At 65.5% G+C, this 19,320-nt stretch carries 17 protein-coding genes; 9 read left to right on the top strand and 8 right to left on the bottom strand.

The window, feature by feature from the left end:
• Window positions 1-3 precede the first annotated feature (3 nt).
• From ASD82_RS05275 to rpmH, 7 genes are all read right to left on the bottom strand, one after another.
• Window positions 4-1,086, bottom strand: a complete 1,083-nt coding sequence (locus tag ASD82_RS05275; RefSeq protein ID WP_007809840.1) for an AAA family ATPase — start codon at window positions 1,084-1,086, stop codon at window positions 4-6.
• Window positions 1,083-2,624, bottom strand: a complete 1,542-nt coding sequence (locus ASD82_RS05270; protein WP_157599191.1) for a DUF5691 domain-containing protein — start codon at window positions 2,622-2,624, stop codon at window positions 1,083-1,085. Before ASD82_RS05270 ends, ASD82_RS05275 begins: the two co-directional genes overlap by 4 nt.
• Complete coding sequence (locus ASD82_RS05265) at window positions 2,621-3,952, bottom strand: SWIM zinc finger family protein (RefSeq protein ID WP_056716495.1); 1,332 nt, start codon at window positions 3,950-3,952, stop codon at window positions 2,621-2,623. Before ASD82_RS05265 ends, ASD82_RS05270 begins: the two co-directional genes overlap by 4 nt.
• An 85-nt stretch (window positions 3,953-4,037) precedes the next feature.
• Entirely contained in the window at window positions 4,038-5,381 is a 1,344-nt protein-coding gene (gene mnmE, locus ASD82_RS05260) for a tRNA uridine-5-carboxymethylaminomethyl(34) synthesis GTPase MnmE (RefSeq protein WP_056716492.1), read from the bottom strand.
• Between the two features lie 126 nt (window positions 5,382-5,507).
• Window positions 5,508-7,238, bottom strand: a complete 1,731-nt coding sequence (gene yidC, locus ASD82_RS05255) for a membrane protein insertase YidC (protein ID WP_056716488.1) — start codon at window positions 7,236-7,238, stop codon at window positions 5,508-5,510.
• A gap of 64 nt (window positions 7,239-7,302) precedes the next feature.
• On the bottom strand, window positions 7,303-7,707 hold the full coding sequence (gene rnpA / locus ASD82_RS05250) for a ribonuclease P protein component (RefSeq protein ID WP_082585249.1): 405 nt from the start codon (window positions 7,705-7,707) through the stop codon (window positions 7,303-7,305).
• A 14-nt stretch (window positions 7,708-7,721) separates the two neighbouring features.
• On the bottom strand, window positions 7,722-7,856 hold the full coding sequence (gene rpmH, locus ASD82_RS05245; RefSeq protein ID WP_008211413.1) for a 50S ribosomal protein L34: 135 nt from the start codon (window positions 7,854-7,856) through the stop codon (window positions 7,722-7,724).
• Window positions 7,857-8,049: 193 nt separating this feature from the next.
• Here rpmH and dnaA point away from each other — a divergent pair, with 193 nt between their 5' ends.
• The 9 genes from dnaA (at window position 8,050) to ASD82_RS05200 (ending at window position 18,421) form a co-directional block, all read left to right on the top strand.
• A complete protein-coding gene (gene dnaA / locus ASD82_RS05240; RefSeq protein ID WP_056716482.1) occupies window positions 8,050-9,384 on the top strand; it encodes a chromosomal replication initiator protein DnaA in 1,335 nt (444 codons plus the stop codon).
• 244 nt (window positions 9,385-9,628) lie between these two features.
• On the top strand, window positions 9,629-10,729 hold the full coding sequence (gene dnaN, locus ASD82_RS05235; RefSeq protein WP_007809824.1) for a DNA polymerase III subunit beta: 1,101 nt from the start codon (window positions 9,629-9,631) through the stop codon (window positions 10,727-10,729).
• A gap of 96 nt (window positions 10,730-10,825) precedes the next feature.
• Window positions 10,826-11,905 (top strand): DNA replication/repair protein RecF, encoded by a 1,080-nt coding sequence (recF, locus tag ASD82_RS05230; protein ID WP_056716479.1) that lies wholly within the window; start codon window positions 10,826-10,828, stop codon window positions 11,903-11,905.
• Between the two features lie 93 nt (window positions 11,906-11,998).
• Window positions 11,999-14,431, top strand: coding sequence for a DNA topoisomerase (ATP-hydrolyzing) subunit B (gyrB, locus tag ASD82_RS05225; RefSeq protein ID WP_056716477.1), 2,433 nt, complete (start codon window positions 11,999-12,001; stop codon window positions 14,429-14,431).
• Between the two features lie 156 nt (window positions 14,432-14,587).
• Window positions 14,588-15,874 (top strand): tetratricopeptide repeat protein, encoded by a 1,287-nt coding sequence (locus ASD82_RS05220; protein WP_235577681.1) that lies wholly within the window; start codon window positions 14,588-14,590, stop codon window positions 15,872-15,874.
• A 213-nt stretch (window positions 15,875-16,087) separates the two neighbouring features.
• Window positions 16,088-16,747 (top strand): energy transducer TonB, encoded by a 660-nt coding sequence (locus tag ASD82_RS05215; protein ID WP_056716471.1) that lies wholly within the window; start codon window positions 16,088-16,090, stop codon window positions 16,745-16,747.
• A 97-nt stretch (window positions 16,748-16,844) separates the two neighbouring features.
• Entirely contained in the window at window positions 16,845-17,576 is a 732-nt protein-coding gene (locus ASD82_RS05210; protein ID WP_007809815.1) for a MotA/TolQ/ExbB proton channel family protein, read from the top strand.
• An 11-nt stretch (window positions 17,577-17,587) separates the two neighbouring features.
• Window positions 17,588-18,010, top strand: a complete 423-nt coding sequence (locus tag ASD82_RS05205; RefSeq protein WP_007809813.1) for a biopolymer transporter ExbD — start codon at window positions 17,588-17,590, stop codon at window positions 18,008-18,010.
• Window positions 18,011-18,016: 6 nt separating this feature from the next.
• Window positions 18,017-18,421: a biopolymer transporter ExbD gene (locus tag ASD82_RS05200; protein ID WP_040673554.1), complete on the top strand. Its 405-nt coding sequence runs from the start codon at window positions 18,017-18,019 to the stop codon at window positions 18,419-18,421.
• An 84-nt stretch (window positions 18,422-18,505) separates the two neighbouring features.
• Here ASD82_RS05200 and ASD82_RS05195 read toward each other — a convergent pair whose 3' ends face one another.
• Entirely contained in the window at window positions 18,506-19,249 is a 744-nt protein-coding gene (locus ASD82_RS05195) for a pyridoxine 5'-phosphate synthase (RefSeq protein WP_056716468.1), read from the bottom strand.
• Between the last annotated feature and the right edge of the window lie 71 nt (window positions 19,250-19,320).

Below are 19,320 nucleotides of genomic sequence, written 5' to 3'. Positions count from 1 at the left end.
AGCTCACGCCTGCTCGCGGAAGGCGCGGTACAGGTCCTTCCATTCGCTGCGTTCCTTCACCACGGTTTCCAGGTATTCGGTCCACACCACCTGGTCCTGCACCGGGTCCTTCACCACCGCGCCGATCATGCCGGCGGCCATGTCGGCCGGGCGCAATACGCCGTCGCCGAAGTGACCGGCCAGCGCCATGCCGTTGTTGATCACCGAGATCGCCTCGGCGGTGGACAGCGTGGCGCTGGGCGATTTCAGCTTGGCCTTGCCGTCCTCGGTCTGGCCGTTGCGCAGTTCGCGGAAGATCCGCACGATCCGCGTCACCTCCTTCAGCGCCGGTGGCTCGGCCGGCAGCTGCAGCGCCTGGCCGAGTTCGGCCACGCGCTTGACCACGATCGACACCTCTTCTTCCTCGCTGGCCGGCACCGGCAGGATCACCGTGTTGAAACGGCGCTTCAGCGCGCTGGACAGTTCGTTGACGCCCTTGTCGCGGTTGTTCGCGGTGGCGATCACGCTGAAGCCGCGGGTGGCCTGCACTTCCGAGGCCAGCTCGGGAATCGGCAAGGTCTTCTCGGACAGCACGGTGATCAGCGCGTCCTGCACGTCGGCCGGGATGCGGGTGAGTTCCTCGATGCGCGCGATCTTGCCCAGCTTCATCGCCTGCATCAGCGGGCTGGGCACCAGCGCCGCTTCGCTGGGGCCGTTCGCCAGCAGTTGCGCGTAGTTCCAGCCGTAGCGGATCTGCTCCTCGCTGGTGCCGGCAGTGCCCTGCACCAGCAGGGTGGAGTCGCCGCTGATCGCAGCGGCAAGGTGCTCGGACACCCACGACTTGGCCGTGCCGGGCACGCCGAACAACAACAGCGCGCGATCGGTGGCCAGGGTGGCCACGGCGATCTCCATCAGGCGCCGGCTGCCGATGTACTTCGCGCTGACCTCGAAGCCGTTGTCGAGGCGGCCGCCGACCAGGTAGGTGACCACCGCCCACGGCGACATCAGCCAGTTGCCGGGACGCTGTCGCGTGTCGACCTTCCTCAGCTGATCGAGTTCTTCAGCGAATTGGACCTCGGCATGTTGACGCAGGACGGCAGTGCTCATCGAAGCTCCGTGGAACGCGTGGATCGGGCAAGGGAATCGTGCAGCGCGCGGCGCACCGCGACGATGCGCTGGAAGTCGGTCAGGCATTCGGCCAGCGCCGGGGTCTCGTCGCCGCGACGCGGCGGCAGGCGCAGCGCCGGCAGGCTGTCGGGATGCAGCAGGGTGGCCAGCTCGAGCAGCACGGCGCGCAAGCCGTAGTCCTGGCGCAATGCATCGCCTTCCAGCAAGGCGTGCAGGCTGGGCAGCAGCGCGGCGGAATAACCGGCGGACAGTGTTTCGCCAGGGGCGCACGCGCCGATGATCGGGCCGAGCAGGCCGGCTTGCTGCAATTCGGCGAGATTCCGCGGCCAGTGCCGCTCGCGTTGCGCCATCGGCAGCAGCGCCAGCAGGTCGGACATGCCGTGGCGGAAGATCGGCGCGTTCGAGGCCAGCATCGCCTCGATCCATTCGGGGTCCGCCGCGCCGACGCGCTCGCGCCAGCCACGCTGCAGCGCCTCGGCCCAGTCCGACTTGCCGGCCCAGGCCAGCAGTTCCGCCGCGCGCATCCCGGTGTGTTCGCACCACCACGCCAGCGGCACCTGCCGCACCAGCTGGTACAGCCACCAGCCACGTTCGCCCAGCGTCTCGTGCTGCGGCCGGCTGGACTCGATCGCGGCGCCGGCCCAGTCCGGGTCGGCCGTCGCAGGCGCTTCGCACTGCCAGCTGCGACCAAGCATGCCGCGTCGGGATGTCACCAGTTCAGCCGTCCATGCGCACAGGCGTCGCGCGTGGGCCGCATCGGGCAGCAGGGCCAGCAGGCGGGCGGCGAGGTAGCGCACCTCGCGGCTGCGATCCTTCAGCAGGCTTTCGAGCAGGGCGGCATCGTCCGCCTGCAGGCCGATCGCCAGCAGCTCGACCAGCGCCGCGCGCTCCTTCGCCGCCAGCTCGCCCAGTTGCGCCTGCAGCAAGGCGTTCGCCGCCGCCGGATCACGGCTGCGCAGGGCGCGGAAGTACTGCGATCGCTGCTCGATGCTGCCTTGCTGCCACCGTTGTTCCTCGTCGTTCGCGGCCGGTGCGATATCGATCGACGACGCGGCATAGCGCCAATCCGGATTGAACGCGGCCAGCCACTGACCGCGCGCGCCGAGCCGTGGCAACAGCGCCGCACGCAGAACTTGCTGCCGCTGGCCAGCCTGCAACGCTGACGGCAGCAGCGCCGCGGGCAAGTGCGCATCGACCTCCGCCAGCCGGAGGCAGGCCTCGTACTGCAGGCGCAACGGGCCATCGGCGAAGGCCGAGGCCAGCGCGGCGCAGGCGGGGTGATCGTCCGCCAGCGCCTGTGCATCGGCGGCGGCGGCAGTCGGCAGGACCACCGGCGGCGGCAGGCTCAGCGCCGCGAGGCGGCAGGCCGCCAGGATGCCGGCGACGCGGCAGTAACCTTGCGTCGGATCATCGCCGTGCGCGGCCACCGTCGTCATCAACGCGCCGATCTCGCCGTCGGCAGGCATCGGCGCACTGGCTTCGATGCCGACCAGGGCGGCCTTCAACCAGCCGTTCATGCGCGCGTCTCCAGCGCCCACGTCGCACCCGTCGACGCGCGCGCAGCGAGCACGTGCAGACGCCGGCCATCCCACTCGCCCATCAACTGCAGCGGATGTCCGCCGCTGAACGCGAGCAGCGACCAGCCGTTGGCCAGGTCGGTGCGCAGGGGAAACGTGCCGGCTCGGGTATGCAGCAGCCACTGCTCGTCCTGCCGCAGCGGCGTGGCCTCGGCCAGCAGCAGCGGCACGGCAGGCAGCCACGGATTGCCGGCCAGCGCATGCGAGGCCTGATCGATCGCTACGTCCGCGTCGACCGTCGGCCAGGCTTGCGCCACGCCGCTGCCCTGCTCCCCCGCGATCGCCCGCAACGGCACGCTGCCCGGATAGAAGCGCAAGGTGGCCGGATAGGCGCAGCCGTTGTTCCACGCGCCTTCCCAGCCACGGCCCTGATAGGCGTAATCCAGCAACAAGGCATCACGACCGCTGTCGCGACCGCGCAGCCAGATGCGTCGCTCGCTGAGCCGCTCGTCGTCGCTTTGTACCCGCTGGCCCAGCACCAGCCAGTGATCGGTGATCGCTTCGCCGCCGGCCAGCACCTCGTCCCTGTCGTGCGGCCAGCCCAGCGCGCTGCGCAGGTCGGCCAGTCGGGGCGGGCTCAGCGTGTCGCGGCGGGCGACGCCGTCGATCAGCAACTGCAGCAGGCCGAAGCGCTCGATCGCTTCCTCGTGGCGGCCGCCGGCGAGGGCATCCAGCGCCTCACCCAGCCGCTGGGCCAGGCCGCTGGCCTGGGCATCGACCATCCGCGCCGCCATCGCGGCGCCGTCCTTGCGCTGCGCCTCGCCGAAGCGGGCCAGGCCGTGGCGAAACTGGTCGGCCATCCAGCGCTGCAATTCGGCGCTGCCGTCCTCGATGCGTTTCCAGCGCGCGGCCTCGCGTTTTGCCGCGGTGGCGGCGGCCTTCTGCGGATCGGCGGTCGGTTGCTCGGCCGCCTGTTCCTTCTTCGCCGCCTTGTCGCGACGCGAGGCCAGCCATTCGCCGACCCAGGCCGGCGGCTCGCTCGGCGTGGCCAGCCGCGGCTGGCCCTGCGCATGCATCAGCAGCAAGGCCAGCGCGTGCTTGCAGGGAAACTTGCGGCTGGGGCAGGAGCAGCGCGTGACCAGCGCGGAGAGATCGACCTGGGTCTGGTACGGCTTGGCACCGCTGCCCTTGCACTCGCCCCATAACGCCTCGCCATCGACCCCCAGGCTTGGCCACTGGCCGTCACCGAGCAAACCGCCGGCCGCTTTTGCCGAGGCGCTGTCCGGCGCCAAGGCCAGCACCTGGTCTCGAGTCAACGCGGTGGTCATGTGTCTGCCGGTTCCCTTCGGTCGTCATCCATGTCCGGCGAAGCATAGCCGAGGCAGGGCGTTTCTGAAGAGCGGCGTGGCCGGCTTACTTGCCGATACAGAAGCTCGAAAAGATCGCGCCGAGCAGGTCGTCGCTGCTGTAGTCGCCGGTGATTTCACCCAGCGCGTGCTGGGCCTGGCGCAGTTCCTCCGCGGCGAGTTCGCCGGCGCGGGTGGTGCTCAGCGCGTGGGCGGTCTGGTCGAGGTGGATGGCGACTTGCTGCAGGGCGAGCACGTGGCGGCGCCTGGCGCTGAAGGCGCCTTCGCCGCTGCCGGCGCCGGCCAGCAACTTGAGATGCTCGCGCAAGGTGTCGAGGCCTTCGCCGGTCTTGGCTGACGCCCACAGCCAGTGCATGCCTTCGCACTGATCGTGTCGCGCGGGCAGATGGTCCAGGTCGATCTTGTTGATCAGCACGATGCGTTCGACGCCGACGGGTACGCCTTCGAAAAAGGCGAGGTCCTCGGCGTAGCCGCTGTGGGTGGTCACCAGCAAGGCCACGTCGGCGCGCTGCAGTTCGCCGTGGGCACGGCGCACGCCTTCGCGTTCGACTTCGTCGTCGGTGTCGCGCAGGCCGGCGGTGTCGGCCAGTTCGAGCGCGATGCCGTCGAGGCTCAGGGATTCGCGCAGCACGTCGCGGGTGGTGCCGGCGACCGGCGTGACGATGGCGCGGTCGCTGCCAGCCAGCGCGTTGAGCAGGCTGGACTTGCCGGCGTTGGGGCGGCCCACGATGGCGACCCTGAGGCCGTCGTTCAAACGCAGGCCGCGTTGCGCTTCGCGCAGGAGTTCGGCGTGTTCGGCGCGCAGATTTTCCAGTCGCGCGGTGATCGCCGGATCGGCGAGGAAGTCGATTTCCTCTTCGGGGAAGTCGATCGCCGCCTCGATGTGCACGCGCAGGGTGATCAGCGATTGCAGCAGTGCCCCGACCTTGCGCGAGAACACGCCTTCCATCGACTGCAGCGCGGCGCGGGCGCCGGCCTGCGAGCGGGCGGCGATCAGGTCGGCGACGGCTTCGGCCTGGGCCAGGTCGAGCTTGCCGTTCAAGAAGGCGCGCTCGGTGAATTCGCCGGGGCGGGCCAGCCGTGCGCCGAGTTCGCAGACGCGGCGCAACAGCAGGTCGAGCAGCACCGCGCTGCCGTGGCCCTGCAGCTCCAGCACGTGTTCGCCGGTGTAGGAGGCGGGGGCGGGGAAATGCAGCAGCAGGCCACGGTCGATCAGCTCGCCGGCACCGTCGCGGAACGCGGCGAAGTGGGCGTGGCGCGGTTGCGGCGGGCGGCCGAGCAGGGCTTGCGCGATGCCCGAGACGGCGGGACCGGAGACCCGGACCACGCCGACGCCGGCCGCGCCGGGGGCGCTGGCGATGGCGGCGATAGTGTCGGTTTCGGCGGTCATGGATTCAACTTTACAGGGCGTTTCCGGATTGGGTCGGAGGCGCGAGGTGTGATGCCCTTTCGACCAGAAACGACACAGCCGCGATGGTTGCCCGGTCGCGGCTGTCGGTTGCCGTTCGGCGCGATATCAGGCCGCCTTGGGCTTGACCACTTCCTCGCGATCGATGTGATGGGTGATCCACCACTGCTGGCCGAGGCCGACGATGCCGTTGACGGCGTAGTACAGGCACAGGCCGGCGGGGAAGAAGGCGAACATCACGGTGAACAGCAGCGGCATCACCTTCATCATCTTCGCCTGGGTCGGGTCCATGCCCGCGGCGACCGGGTTCAGCACTTGCGTGCCCAGCATCACGACCGCGTAGATGATCGGCAGGATGTACCACGGATCGGGCGCGCTGAGGTCGGGGATCCACAGGAACGGCGAATGATGCAGTTCCAGGCTGTACTCGAGCACGAAGTACAGGCCGTAGAACACCGGCATGGTGATCAGCACCGGCAGACAGCCGCCCATCGGGTTGACCTTCTCCTTCTTGTACAGCTCCATCATCGCAGTCTGCATTTTCTGCTTGTCGTCGCCATAGCGCTCCTTGAGCGCCTGGACACGCGGCTGCAGCTTGCGCATGCGGGCGCTGGAGCGGTACTGGATGGCGGTGAGCTTCCAGCTCAGGCCCTTGATCAGCAGCACCAGCAGGATGATCGCCACGCCCCAGTTCTTGGTGATGGCGTGGAATTGCGACAGCACCCAGTGCATCGGCACGGCGATGATCTTGAACATGCCGTAGTCGATGGTGAGATCAAGACCCGGCGCGATCGCGTCCATCGTGCCCTGGCGATTCGGGCCCACGTACAGGCGCGATTCGCTGGTGGCAGTCTGGCCCGGCGCCACGCTGATGGCGGGACCCACGGTGCGGATCAGGAAGCGCGGATGGGCACTGTCCGGATTGATCGTGTCGGTGAGGTAGTGCTCGGTCTGGCCGGCCGGCGGAATCCAGGCGGTGACGAAGTACAGACGCAGCATCGCCGCCCAGCCGCCCTTGATCTGCGCGTTGAGCTGGTCCTTCGGTTCGGCGAAGTCCTTGAACGGCAGCTTTTCGAACTTCTCGCCGGTGAACCAGGCCGCGCCCTGGAAGCTGCGCTGTTCCGGATTGGAATAGTTCGCCAGCCAGTTGCTGGCCTTCGGCGGCTCGACGCGCAGCAGCTGCTGGTAGGCGTTGCCCTGCCACGGCGTGGCGGCGCCGTTGTCGATGCGCTGGCTGACGCCGATCACGTAGCTGCCGCGCTTGAACGTATAGGTCTTGGTGACCTTGAGCCCCGCGGCGTCCTGCCAGACGAGGTCGACCTTCAGCTCGTCCTGGCCATCGGCCAGGACGTACGAGGTCTTGTCGCTGTGGAACAGCGCCAGGTGGTTCGGCTGGTCCGCCGGTGCGGCATCGCTGCTGCTGACCAGGCCATTCTGGGCGACCGAGTAGTGCGCATCGTCGCTGGACAGCAGCACCGTCGGCGGCGGGTTGGGATTCTTGTGCGTGCGTGGCGCGTTCGGGTAGGCCAGCAAGTCGGCGTGCACCAGGCTGCCTCCGCGGCTGTCCACGCTGAGCTTCAACACGTCGGTCTGCACCGTGATCAGCTGTGCAGCGGCGGGAGCCGGGGCATTGGCCACGTTGCCGACGGCGGGGCTGGCCACAGCGGTTGCAGTCGAGCCGGGGATCGCGCCCGGCACGCTGGCATCGCTGCTCGGCGCCGCGGTGGCCGTCACGGTGTTCTGCGGCGGCTTGGGTGCGTAGTCCTTCTGCCAGGCCATGAACAGGAAGTAGGCCACGGCGACCAGGGCGAACAAGAGGAAGGTGCGCGTTTGATTCATCTCGTAGCAGATCCGGGTAACGCCACGACACTTGTCAACGCCGCGGAGACAGGTAAGAAGGAGGTCAACGCTCGATTGTGGTGGTGTCGCCGGCGCGCTTCAATGGTCCGGACGATGTGGTCTGGCTGGCCAGCAGCTTTTTCCACAGTCCATCCAGTTCGGTGAGCAACTGCGGCCCCGGCACACCGGCGGCCTGTTCGCGCGCCATCACCATCATGTCCACCGGAGGAAGCTGGTGGCGCACGCGACGGAACGATTCGCGCAACAGCCGCTTGATCCGGTTGCGTTCGACCGCCCGCTTGGAAACGCGCTTGGAGATCGCCAGGCCCAGGCGGGCATGGCCGAGCTCGTTTTCGCGAAAACGCATATGAAAACAGCGGCCGCCTGCGCGTCCGCTGCTTGTCCGCAAGGCGGCGAAGTCACCCGGCCGACGTAACCGCGCGTCGCGCGGCAGCCCGGCGCTGGACATCACGCCAGGCCTGATTACGGGATCAGGCGCTTGCGGCCCTTGGCGCGACGGGCATTGAGGATCTTGCGACCGTCGGCGGTGGCCATACGGGCACGGAAACCGTGGGTGCGAGCGCGCTTGAGCTTGCTGGGCTGGAAGGTCCGCTTCATGGCTTACTCCGAAGGGAATATGGATAAAAAGGTTGGAAAGTATGGCGGGGATTTGTCACGGCTGTCAAATGCCTGCCAGGCGCAAGCTGTGGACATCCATGTGGATATCCGTGCGGTCTGCCTGTGGAGGCAGCTGTTAGACTAGCCCATCACCCCGCGCAGCAGCGCTTCAAAGCAGTGGTTGATTTCATTCATGAGTGATCTGTGGCGGCGCTGCCTTGAGCGCCTGGAGGGCGATCTGAGCGCCGAAGACCTGCACACCTGGCTGATGCCGTTGCAGGCGCGCGAAGATGGCCATGGCCTGCAGCTGTTCGCACCCAATTCGTACACCCTGGAAACGGTTCGCGGACGCTATCTGGAGCAGATCGAAACTGTGCTGGCGCAACTTGCGGGCAAACCCTGCGCCGTGCGGCTGGAAGTGGGTTCCAGCTCGATCCGCCCAGCCCCGGTCAGCAAACCGGCAGCCGCCCCTGCGCCGCGCCCTGCGGCGGCGCCGGCAACCCCGCATCTCCACAATCTGGACCCCCACTACACCTTCGAAACCTTCGTCGAGGGCAAGTCGAACCAGCTCGGCAAGGCCGCGGCGATGCAGGTGGCGACCAACCCGGGTCGAGCCTACAACCCGCTGCTGCTGTACGGCGGCACCGGCTTGGGCAAGACCCACCTGATGCACGCCGCAGGCAACCTGATGCGCGAGCACAATCCCGACTGCAAGGTGCTGTACCTGCGTTCCGAGCAGTTCGTCGGTTCGATGATCGAGGCCTTGCGTGCCAAGAGCATGGACCAGTTCAAGCAGCGCTTCCGCTCGGTCGACGCGCTGCTGATCGACGACATCCAGTTCTTCGCCGGCAAGGACACCACGCAGGAAGAATTCTTCCATACATTCAACGCCTTGTTCGAATCCAAGCAGCAGATCATCCTCACCTGCGACCGCTATCCGAAGGAAGTGGACAAGCTGGAGCCCCGGCTGAAGTCGCGGCTGGGCTGGGGTTTGAGCGTGGCGATCGAACCGCCGGATTTCGAAACGCGGGCGGCGATCCTGCTGGCCAAGGCGCACGAGAAGGGCGTGGCGGTCGACGAGAACGTGGCGATGCTGCTGGCCAAACGCATCCGTTCCAACGTGCGCGACCTCGAAGGCGCGTTGAACACGCTGGCGGCACGGGCGAATTTCTACGGCAAGCCGATCACCACCGACTTCGCCGAGGAGACCCTGCGCGACCTGCTGGCCACCCATGCGCAGGCGGTCACCATCCCGAACATCCAGAAGATCACCGCCGAGTATTTCAACGTCCGGCTGCAGGACCTGCTGTCCAAGCGCCGCGTCCGTTCCCTGGCACGTCCGCGCCAGATCGCGATGACGCTGTCCAAGGAACTGACCGAACACAGCCTGCCGGAGATCGGCGAGGCCTTCGGTGGGCGCGACCACACCACGGTCATGCACGCGTGCAAGACGATCCGCAAGTTCATCGAGACGGACCCGCGGATACGGCAGGACTGGGAACAACTGATTCGAACACTGACCGGTTGAGGCGGAAATCAGCGAAAGCTATGGATAAGCGGGCGCGCAGGTTGTGGATAATGGGTGGATGGATTGGCCGCTAGACTTATCCACAAATCACGCACCGGCAACCCGCCTCTCGGGACACAGTGTGGAAACGCGACAACTTTTTGATTTATCTGTGGTTTTTGAGATATAAAAGTTATACACCGCACCAACAACCACTACTAACTTCTTTTAAAGATAGAACAGCAGGTATAGGGGAAGCACAGCCATGCAATTCAGCATCCAACGAGAAGCCCTGCTCAAGCCGCTGCAACAGGTTGTCGGCGTGGTCGAACGGCGGCAGACCCTGCCGGTTCTGGCCAACCTTCTGGTCAAGGTCGGCGACGGCAAGCTGTCCCTCACCGGCACCGATCTCGAAGTCGAGATGGTGGCCACGGCAGACGCGGAGAAGCTGGCCGACGGCGAGATCACGATTCCCGCGCGCAAGCTGTTCGACATCGTGCGCGCCCTGCCGGACGGCGCCCGCATCGACCTGAAGTTGAACGGCGACCGCGTGGCGCTGAATGCCGGACGCAGCCGCTTCACGCTGACCACCTTGCCGGCCAGCGAATTCCCCACCGTCGACCAGATCGAACTGGTCGAGAAGGTCAGCCTTCCGGAGGAGGTCCTGCGGGACCTGATGGAACGCACGGCATTCGCGATGGCAAACCAGGACGTGCGCTATTACCTCAATGGCATGCTGCTGGACTTGCAGGAACACACGTTGCGCTGCGTGGCCACCGACGGTCATCGACTGGCCATGAAGGAAACCGAGCTGCAGAGTTCGGTAAGCACCCGCCGGCAGATCATCATTCCGCGCAAGGGCGTCAACGAACTGGTCGGCCTGCTCGAGACCGGCGATGGCGAGGTCGAGCTGGAGTTCGGTCGCAATCACCTGCGCGTGCGTCGCGGCGAGGTGGTCTTCACCTCCAAGCTGATCGACGGACGTTTCCCGGACTACGAGGCAGTGATTCCGCTGGGCGCCGACAAGACCGCCACGCTGGATCGTGAAGTGCTGCGCGGCGCCCTGCAGCGTGCCGCCATTCTCTCGAACGAGAAGTACCGCGGCGTTCGCCTGGAACTGTCGCCGGGCAAGCTGCGCATCGTTGCGCACAACCCCGAGCAGGAAGAGGCGGTCGAGGAAGTGGAGGCTGATACGCACGTGTCGGATCTGGCCGTGGGTTTCAACGTGGGATACCTGCTGGATGCGCTGGCGGCGTTGCGTGGCGACCAGGCCCGCTTGAGCCTGCGAGATGCGCAGTCCAGCTGTCTGGTGCAGGAACACGACAACGAGCACGCCCGTCACGTGATCATGCCGCTGCGGCTCTGACGGCCACGGCATGGTTTTCAGGAGCTGGGGCAGGAAGTCGAAGCGCCGGAGTATCCGAGAGGAACTCCGGCGTTGCTGTTTGCGGCGTGGCTGCGCATGAACATCGAACAGCTGCGCATTGCCGGCCTTCGCTGCTTCGGCGAGGCAGCCGTGGCGCTGGACCCCGGCATCAATGTCTTTACCGGCGACAACGGCGCGGGCAAGACCAGCGTGCTGGAAGGGGTGTTTCTGCTTTCCCACGGTCGCTCCTTTCGTAGCGGCGCGAAGGATGCCTTGTTGCAGCGAGGGGCATCGGGACTGTCCATCTTCGCCGAACTGCGCCATGCGGATGGCCGACTCGCACGGCTCGGCTTGGGGCGGACGGGATCCCGCTGGGAAGGGCGGATCGACGGACTCAACGCTCCGTTGGGTGAACTCGTTCGGGAGTGTGCCGTGGTCTGTTTTGATCCAGGTTCGCACGCACTCATCTCCGGGGGGGCCGAGGAACGCCGCCGCTATCTCGACTGGGGCGTGTTCCACGTGGAACATCAGTTCCTGTCGACCTGGCGCCGTTATCAGCGGGCTCTGAAACAACGGAACAGCCTGCTTCGCAGCTACCCGCTGGCCGCTGACGCACTCTTCCTGCCTTGGGAAGCCGAGCTGGCCCAGACAGGGCAACAGATCGACCTGCAACGGCAGGCGTATCTCGATCTGTTGCGACCCAGGCTGGCGCGAAGCATGGAAGGACTGCTGGGTGAGTTGGGCGCGCTGGAGCTGCGTTATCGCAGGGGGTGGGCGGAAGATCAGGACCTGGCCTCGCAGTTGCGCGTCCAGCGGGAGAGGGACGTCGCTCGTGGGCACACCACGATGGGAGTCCACCGCGCAGACTGGACGCTGGCGTTCGCGCATGCGCCGCTGCGCGAGCACCTGTCGCGCGGCCAGGGCAAGCTGGTCGCATTGGCCTGCATGCTCGCTCAAGCGGAACTCTACGCGGAGCATCACGGCGACTGGCCCATTGTTTGTCTGGATGACCTGGCTTCGGAACTCGACCAAGCCCATCAACGCGCAGTCATCGGACAATTGATGGGGGCCAGCGCCCAGATTCTGCTGACGGGGACCGAGCTGCCGGCAGCGATGCAGGGACTGCCCGCCCGGGTGTTCCACGTGGAACAAGGCGAGCTGTCCCGCCTGCTATAATCGAAAGGTTGCATCCCCACGGATCGCATAACCCTGTCCGGCCTTTACGGCGCCGCGTCGGGCGGGTAGCTGGCGCCAGGACACGGTCACCGCATGAACGAATCCACGAACGAATCGCACTACGACTCAAGCAACATCAAGGTCCTCAAGGGCCTGGAAGCGGTGCGCAAGCGCCCGGGCATGTACATCGGCGACACCGATGACGGCACTGGCCTGCATCACATGGTGTTCGAGGTGGTCGACAATGCGATCGACGAAGCGCTCGCGGGTTACTGCGACAAGGTGGTGGTCTCCATTCTTGAAGACGGCTCGGTCAGCGTCAGCGACAACGGCCGCGGCATTCCGGTCGACATCCACCCGGAGGAAGGTCGCTCCACCGCCGAAGTCGTGATGACCGTGCTGCACGCCGGCGGCAAGTTCGACGCGAACTCGTACAAGGTCTCGGGCGGTCTGCATGGTGTGGGCGTCTCGGTGGTGAACGCGCTGAGCGATCACCTGTGGCTGACGATCTATCGCGACGGTTTCGAATACCTGCAGGAATACGCGCTCGGCGAACCGCTGTACCCGTTGAAGGAAGTCGCCCCTTCGACCCGGCGCGGTACCGTGGTGCGTTTTCTTCCCAGTCCGGCCACCTTCACCAACAACATCGATTTCCATTACGAGATTCTGGCCAAGCGCCTGCGCGAACTGGCCTTCCTCAACTCGGGCGTGACCATCGATCTGAAGGACGAACGCGGGGAAGGGCGAGCGGACACGTTCGCGTACGAGGGCGGTATCCGCTCGTTCGTGCAGCACCTGGCGCAGCTGAAGACCGCGCTGCACCCGAACGTGATCAGCCTCCTCTCCGAGCAGGACGGCATCGTCGTCGACCTCGCGATGCAGTGGACCGACTCCTACCAGGAGACGATGTTCTGCTTCACCAACAACATTCCGCAACGTGATGGCGGTACCCATCTCACCGGTTTCCGCGCCGCGCTGACCCGCTCGCTGCAGAACTACATCGAGAAGGAAGGCCTGGCCAGGAACGCCAAGGTGGCGCTGTCCGGCGACGACATGCGTGAGGGCATGATCGCGGTGCTGTCGGTGAAGGTGCCGGATCCGAAGTTTTCCTCGCAGACCAAGGACAAGCTGGTTTCCTCCGAGGTGAAGACCGCCGTGGAGCAGGCGGTCAACGAGAAGCTGAGCGAGTTCCTGCTGGAACACCCGAACGAGGCAAAGGCGATCGCCTCCAAGGCGGTCGATGCCGCGCGTGCCCGCGAGGCTGCGCGCAAGGCGCGTGAGATGACTCGCCGCAAGGGCGCGCTGGACATCGCCGGCCTGCCCGGCAAGCTGGCCGACTGCCAGGAAAAAGATCCGGCGCTGTGCGAACTGTTCCTGGTCGAGGGTGACTCCGCCGGCGGCTCCGCCAAACAGGGCCGCAACCGCAAGACCCAGGCCGTGCTGCCACTGAAGGGCAAGATCCTCAACGTCGAGAAGGCGCGCTTCGACAAGATGCTGTCCTCCGCCGAAGTCGGCACCCTGATCACCGCGCTGGGCACGGGTATCGGCAAGGACGACTACAACCCGGACAAGCTGCGCTACCACCGCATCATCCTGATGACCGACGCCGACGTCGACGGCTCGCACATCCGCACCTTGCTGCTGACCTTCTTCTACCGCCAGATGCCGGAGCTGATCGAGCGCGGGCACGTCTACATCGGCCTGCCGCCGCTGTACAAGGTGAAGCAGGGCAAACAGGAGCTGTACATCAAGGACGACGCGGCCCTGAATGACTACCTGATCTCCAGCGCTGTCGACAACGCTTCGCTGACCTACAGCCCGGATGCGCCGCCGATCACCGGCGAGGCCCTGGAAAAGCTGTTGCGAGGCTATCAGCACGCGCTGGATCAGATCGCCAAGCTGGCGCATCGCTTTGATGCGGCGGTGTTCAACGCGCTGCTTGAACACCCACCGATCCATGCCGAGCTCTGGGCCGATGAAGCCGCCATGCAGGCATGGCTTGATGGCGCCGCCGGGCGGCTGGCCGCCAGTGGCCTGGGCAAACCGCACTACCGCATGGCGTTGCGCCCGGCGCAGGGCGAGCAGGTGGCCGCGATCGAGGTGGTCAGGGAACAGCACGGGCTGACCCATACCTGGCTGTTGCCGCAGCCGTTCTTCAGCAGCAACGAATTCCGGCCGATCCTGGCGATGAGCCAGCAGATCGCCGGCATGATCCAGCCCGAAGCCGTCGTACGTCGTGGCAACGCCTCGCGTGGCGTGCTGAGCTTCCTGGAAGCGCGCAACTGGCTGCTGGACGAGGCCAAGAAGGGCCGCAGCATCCAGCGCTTCAAGGGTCTGGGCGAAATGAATCCCGAGCAGCTGTGGGATACCACCGTGAATCCGGAAACCCGGCGCATGCTGCAGGTGGGCATCGAGGACGCGATCGCCGCCGACCAGATGTTCTCGATGCTGATGGGCGAAGCCGTGGAGCCGCGCCGCGACTTCATCGAGGCCAACGCGCTGAAGGTCGCCAACCTCGACATCTGACCATTCGCCAGAGTATGCACGAGTCATCGCCAAGTGACTGATTTTTAACAAACTTCCATGCGGCGTTGCAACTTGTTATCGCACGCCGGCTCGGGTTAATCTCCACAGTTCCCCCGCGTCACTCGACCGATACGCGCAGACAATACGAGGATCACCATGAAGCATGTCCGTGGATTGACCATGCTGGCGAGTGCGGCACTGTTGCTCGGCCTTGCCAGCAGCCCGGTTCTGGCGCGCAAGCACGAGGACACGCCAAAGAAGGAAGTGCTTTATCCCGACACCAGTCGCAAGGAGCCGAAGCTCGACCTGACCAGCGAGAAGGACCAGAAAAACCTCAGCGAGGGTCTGGACGCGGTCAACGCAGGCGACAAGGCCAAGGCGCAGGAACTCCTGCAGCCGATCGTCGACCACAGCAAGAGCAAGTATGCGCAGGGCCTCGCTCTCCAGGGGCTGGCCAACCTCGCCTACAACAACCAGGACGTGAAGGGGGCGATCAGCCTGCTGCAGCGCTCGTTGTCCGTCGGCCTGCTGCCGAACGACACCTATTTCCAGCTCCAGTACATGCTCGCCCAGTTCCAGATGGCCGACGAGCAGTACCAGGCCGCGCTCGACACGATCACGAAGTGGCGCGCGGAAGGCAAGAAGGAAACCGCCGATTCCTACGCGCTCGAGGGCAACGCGTATTACCGCCTTGCCAAGTATCCCGAGGCGATCGCCGCGATCACCAAGGCCAAGTCGCTGAGCACCAAGGCCGAGCCGAGCTGGGACCAACTCCTGATGGCCAGCTACGCCGAATCCGGCCAAGACGACAAGGCGGCCGCGCTGGCGACCGATCAGCTCAATTCAAACCCGACTGACCCCAACGCGCTGAACAACGCCGTGGCCGTGTTGATGCAGGCGCACAAGTATCCCGAAGCGATCCAGCTGATGGAGAAGGCTCGTGCGGCCGGTACGCTGACCAAGGAATCGCATTACGTGAACCTGGCCAAGCTGTACCTGATCACCGGCCAGGAAAGCGCGGACCCTGGCCCGAATGCGGCCAAGGCTGCGCAGGTCCTGGAAGAAGGCATGAGCAAGGGTGTGGTCAAGCCGACAGCGGAAACCTATGTGCTGCTCGGCCAGGCCGCCGAGATCGGCAACAAGATCGACAAGGCCGTCGGCTACTACGCGAAAGCCCAGCCGCTCGCCAGCGACGGCGAACCCGCGCTCCGTGCCAGCCGCCTGATGCTCAGCGAGAGCAAGTACAAGCAGGCCAGGACGCTGGTGCAGACCGCCCTCGACAAGGGTGTCAAGGAGAAGGGCAAGGCCTACATGATCCTGGCCGAAAGCGAGCGCGGCATGAAGAACAAGCCCGCTGCAATCGCGGCCATGAAAAAGGCCGCGCAGGATCCGGAAACCGCCGCGAAGGCCAAGGCCTGGCTGCAGAAGGCCGGTGCCGGCTGAAAGCAGAAAGATCATGGCAAGCTGCGGGATGGAATGGCCGTCAATCCGCCCTGCAGCGCTATACAAAAGCCATGTGCTGTTGTAACGTTGAAACCTTCCCCTGCGTCTCCCCAGTGGCAAGTTCTCTCCGGCTCCGTCCAGACATCAGACGGATCCGGGCCAAGCCCTGCGGCAACGTTCTCTTCCGATTGATCAGCTCCAGACTAGTGACAGATGGCCTCAAGTAACGAAGAAATCGGGCGCGAGCCATTCAGTTGGAAGCGCACCTGGGCATTGGCTGTAGCTATTGGGCTGCACGCGTTTGCGTTCCTGTTGATCGTGGCGCCAATGGCACCACCGCATCAGAACCACAAGGAGAAGGAACGCATCGTCCAGGTGAACTTCATCGAGCCGCCGCCGCCGCCGCCACCGCCACCGCCTCCGCCGCCGGAGCCGCCGAAGCAGCCGCCACCGAAGGTCATCAAGCAGGTGGTGCCGCCACCGACGCCGCCGCCGCCGACCCCGCCACCTCCGGTGGAAGAAGTCTCGGCGAACGCGACCCCGGCACCGCCGCCGGCGCCGCCTGCTCCACCGGCGCCGCCATCGGACATCACGGCCAGCTCGGATCTCAGCTACAACAGCAGGCTTCAGCCGAAGTACCCGCCGCAGGCGATCCGCCAACGGCATGAAGGTACGGTGGTGCTGATGATCCTGGTGGGCGTGGATGGTTCGCCGAAGGACATCAAGATCGACCGGTCCAGCGGTTACCACGAACTCGATCGTGCCGCCATGGATGCCGCACGTCGTTGGCGCTTCAATCCAACGATTCGAAATGGACAAAAAGTCGAGGGGTACGCCCGCGTTCCCGTCAACTTCAATCTCAGCCAGCTGTAACCGGATCCACCCGGTTACAGTTACAGTTCACGCTTGACTTCCCTAGGGTAGCGTTATGTTCCTACAGACTCCTGCAACGACCGATGCCGCACAGGCCATGGGTGGCAATACCAACGCCGAAGCCATGAAGCAGATGGGCTTCGACAACCTTATCCAGAACTTCGACTGGCTCGGCTGGGTCGTCTTCGTGACCCTGGTCGTGATGTCGTTCCTGTCGTGGTACTTCATCATCGCCAACGGCATCCGCAATGCTACCGTTCGCGCTCGCGCCGACAAGGTCATCGACGGCTTCTGGGGCAACGGCTCCACCCAGGACGCGATCCGCGAACTCGAGGCGCAGCCGCGCAGCGAGCCGTTCTCGAAGATTGCGCTGGACGCTGCCTCGGCGGTTGCCCATCACCAGCAGGCCACCGCGGCTGCCGGCACCACCGGTCGTCTGGCCGAGTCGCTGAGCCGTTCGGAGTTTATCGATCGCGCCCTGCGTCAGGCCGTGGCTCGCGAGAGCCTGCGTCTGGAAGGCGGCATGACCCTGCTCGCCACCGTCGGTTCGGCGGCTCCGTTCGTCGGTCTGCTCGGTACGGTGTGGGGCATCTATCACGCGCTGATCCGCATCGCCGCTTCGGGCAACGCCTCGATGAACGCCGTGGCAGGCCCGGTCGGTGAGGCGCTGATCATGACCGCCTTCGGTCTGTTCGCCGCTATCCCGGCGCTGTTCGCGTACAACTTCTTCAGCCGCTCGAACCGCCTGACCTACGCCCGCTTCGACGAATTCGCACACGACCTGCACGACTTCTTCGCTACCGGTTCGCGCGTCGACAGCTCGAAGTGAGGGATTGACCCATGGCGATGAGCACTGGAGGCAATTCCGGCGGTCCGATGTCGGAAATCAACGTCACGCCGCTGGTCGACGTGATGCTGGTTCTGCTGATCATCTTCATGATCACCGCACCACTGATGTCGCACTCCATCACGATCGACCTGCCTACCGCCAATCCAAAGACCAAGGAACCGGAAATGGTGGTTCCGCCCCTGGATCTGGCGGTCAAGCAGGACGGCAGCATGTACTTCAATGACCATGCGGTCACGGAAGCCGAGCTGAGGTCGCTTCTGGCGGTGAACGCCCAGAAGTCGCCCCAGCCGGAGCTGCAGATCCGCGCGGACAAGGGCACCGAGTTCAAGATCGTGAAGAAGATCATCGGCGACACGAAGGATTCCGGCATGGTGCATGTCGCCTTCATGACCACTGACGCGCCGAAGGGGTGACCTGAGATGGCTTTCACTACCAAGACAACAGGTCCGATGTCGGAGATCAACGTCACGCCGCTGGTCGACGTGATGCTGGTCCTGCTGATCATCTTCATGATCACGGCGCCGGTGCTGGCCCACAAGATCCAGGTCGACCTGCCGCAGCCGAACGTGAACAATCCGCCGCCGACCAATCCGCTCGATCCGATTCATCTGAAGATCGATCAGGCCGGCGCGCTGTATTGGAATGACACCCCGGTCGACGAACTCGGCCTGAAAGCCCAGCTGGCGGTGATCGCGCAGCAGAGCAATCAGCCGGAGATCCAGATCGCGGCAGCCGACGGCGTGGCCTATGAGCACGTGGCCCGCGTGCTGGCGGATGCGAAGAGCTACAACCTGGTCAAGATCGGCTTCACCGAAGACTTCTGATCGGGCTGCCTCGGCAGCATGCAACAGACAAGACCCTCGCCCCGTGCGGGGGTTTTTGTTGGCGTGACGGTTGTCGGAACGGTGTCAGCGCAGGATCTGCAGGTAGTTGCGCACGGTGGTGGCAAGTCCCTCGTACAAGGCCTCGCCAATCAGTGCGTGTCCGATGGACACCTCGGCCAGGCCGGGAATCGCGGCGCGGAAGGTGCCCAGGTTCGCCTGGCTGAGATCGTGCCCCGCGTTCACGGCCAGCCCGGCCTGTTGCGCGCGCCGCGCGGTGTCCGCACAAGCGGCCAGCACCGTGGCGGGCTGGCCGTCGGCAAAAGCCTGGGCGTAGGGCCCGGTGTAGATCTCGATGCGCTGTACCCCGATCACCGCGGCCAGGTCGAAATCCTGGCTGCCGGCGTCGACGAACAGGCTGACCCGGCAACCGAGATCGCACAACTCGCCCACCAGCGGGCGCAGCTGCGCAATGTCCCGGCGCAGGTCGAAGCCGTGATCGGAGGTGATCTGGCCATCGCCATCGGGAACCAGGGTCACTTGGGTGGGACGCACTTCGCGGGCCAGTTCGACCAGGCCCGGATAGTCCCCCCGCGCGCCGGCAAACGGGTTGCCTTCGATGTTGTATTCGACCCGTCCGCGCAGCATCGCGGCGAGTGCCCGCACGTCGTGTGGGCGCACATGGCGCTGATCGGGCCGCGGATGGACGGTAATGCCGCCGCAGCCCGCGTCGATGCAGGTTTGCGCGGCACGGCAGATGTCCGGTTCGTCGCCGCCGCGCGAATTGCGCAGCACGGCGATCTTGTTGAGGTTGACGCTGAGCAGGGTCATGGCGTTCCGGCAATCCGCTGGGGATGAAAGGCTATCGCAAGGACGATCGGGCGAGGCAGCCGACGGCCGAT

This window comes from Rhodanobacter sp. Root179, from assembly GCF_001428465.1.
Lineage (GTDB): Bacteria > Pseudomonadota > Gammaproteobacteria > Xanthomonadales > Rhodanobacteraceae > Rhodanobacter.
Note: the sequence above shows the minus strand (reverse complement) of the source record. Positions and strands in the feature narration are given on the sequence as shown.